Origin of the sequence: Micromonospora sp. NPDC049275 (genome assembly GCF_043197115.1) — a bacterium.
In the GTDB taxonomy this organism is placed as follows: Bacteria; Actinomycetota; Actinomycetes; order Mycobacteriales; family Micromonosporaceae; genus Micromonospora.
In genome coordinates this window covers 1-1535 of the sequence record NZ_JBICSN010000031.1, presented here as the reverse complement: position 1 = coordinate 1535, position 1535 = coordinate 1, and the positions used below count along the sequence as shown (strand labels likewise).

At 67.9% G+C, this 1535-nt stretch carries 1 protein-coding gene; it reads right to left on the bottom strand.

The features are described from left to right. Positions 1-9: 9 nt before the first annotated feature. Complete coding sequence (locus ACGFIE_RS33725) at positions 10-1389, bottom strand: NF041680 family putative transposase (protein ID WP_393302688.1); 1380 nt, start codon at positions 1387-1389, stop codon at positions 10-12. Positions 1390-1535 lie beyond the last annotated feature (146 nt).

Below are 1535 nucleotides of genomic sequence, written 5' to 3'. Positions count from 1 at the left end.
ACTTGCGTTTTAACGTGTGTGGGGTTTTTTGATCACGGGGTGTCGTGGTGCGGGGCCTCGTGGTGTGCCTTTGGGGCGGCCGGGGCCGGGGTGGAAGTTTCTTCTGGGTTTGGCGGGTGTGCCGATGGTGGCGTGGAGGTGAGGAAATCCGCTGCGGACGCGGCCGGGGGTGAGTCGGTGGGCTGGTTGGCGGGGTTGCCAGGGTAGGCGTAGGCCGGCGGTGTGGGGTTTGGCTAGGCGCAACTGGGTCAGTGCGGTGAGGATCAGCCAGGTCCAGCGGTCGGCTTGTTCGGGATGGCGGATGGTGGGCGCGAGCCAGCCGAGGTGGGTTTTGGCGTATTTGAAGGTGTGTTCGATGTCGAAGCGTCGCAGGTAGGCCCGCCAGCAGGTGTCCAGGTCGGTGGGTTGTCCGGTGTGCCAGAGCCACAGGGTGTGGGTGGCGCCGTTGCGTCGGGGTGGGTTCTGGATGTGCACGCGGATGATGGTGGCCTCGACGATCGGGGTGCGGGCCAGGTGTTGGTAGCGTCCGCCGGCGGACTGGCCGTAGAGCGCGGGGTGCAGTCGATGCCAGGCGGTGACCCGCACGTGGCCGTAGTGCGGGTCGTGGGTGTGATGTTCGGCGTCGGGCGTCGCCCAGGTGCCGGGGTCGGTGAGGGCGAACCTGGCGCCGTGGCGGGGGGTGGGGCCCTTCTGCCCGGGTCGGCGTGGGCCGGGGTCGCGGTAGAACACGCGATCGGCGCGCAGCCGCACCAGCAGCGAGGCCCGGGGTCCGGGAGTCTCCTGCTGCCACAGCAGCCAGGACAACGCGACCGGGTCATAGCCGGCGTCGAGGACGAACAGCGGCGGCGCGTCGGTATGACCCAGCCGTTCCACGCAGGCGCGGATCTGCTCGCCGGCCTGAGTGGCCACGTCCGCCTGCGGCGGGACCCGCACCGCCTGCAACGGCGCCGTCCACGAGTCGCGCTGCCCCGACAGCTGCACTAGCCACTGATACTGCCAACCAGGCACGAACGGCCTGCCGTTGGTGTGCCGCATGCTGTGATGCACCCACCCCCGCTGCGGACTGGACTTCGCATACGGACGCGCCCACGAACTCAGATCCAGCGCGAACCACAACGGCCAGTCCTGCCGACGGTGCGCCATCACCGCGTCCTGGACCGCCTCGACGTCGATGACACCATCCGCGAGCGCCGCGTAGGCCGACCCGTGACCCCTGCCGAACACCGGCGACAAACTCAACTCAGCCACCGTATGCACCCGTCCAGGAGCACATAACACCGCATCCACCAACCCGAACAAGGCATCAGCCCGACGGGTGAAACACCCGTAAACCCTGTTGCGGAACCACTGGAGATCCTCAACTCCCGGGGTGCCCCCGCGCGAGGGCACCACCGCGTCATGCACAATCACAGGCACGGCCACCGTCTCTTGTCGATTTCTTCGCAGAACCGATCTTGAGACGGTGGCCGCTTTACGTCACGTCGCCACGCCGGTCACCACCACACCCGGCGACCCGCCACCTTAAAACGCAAGTA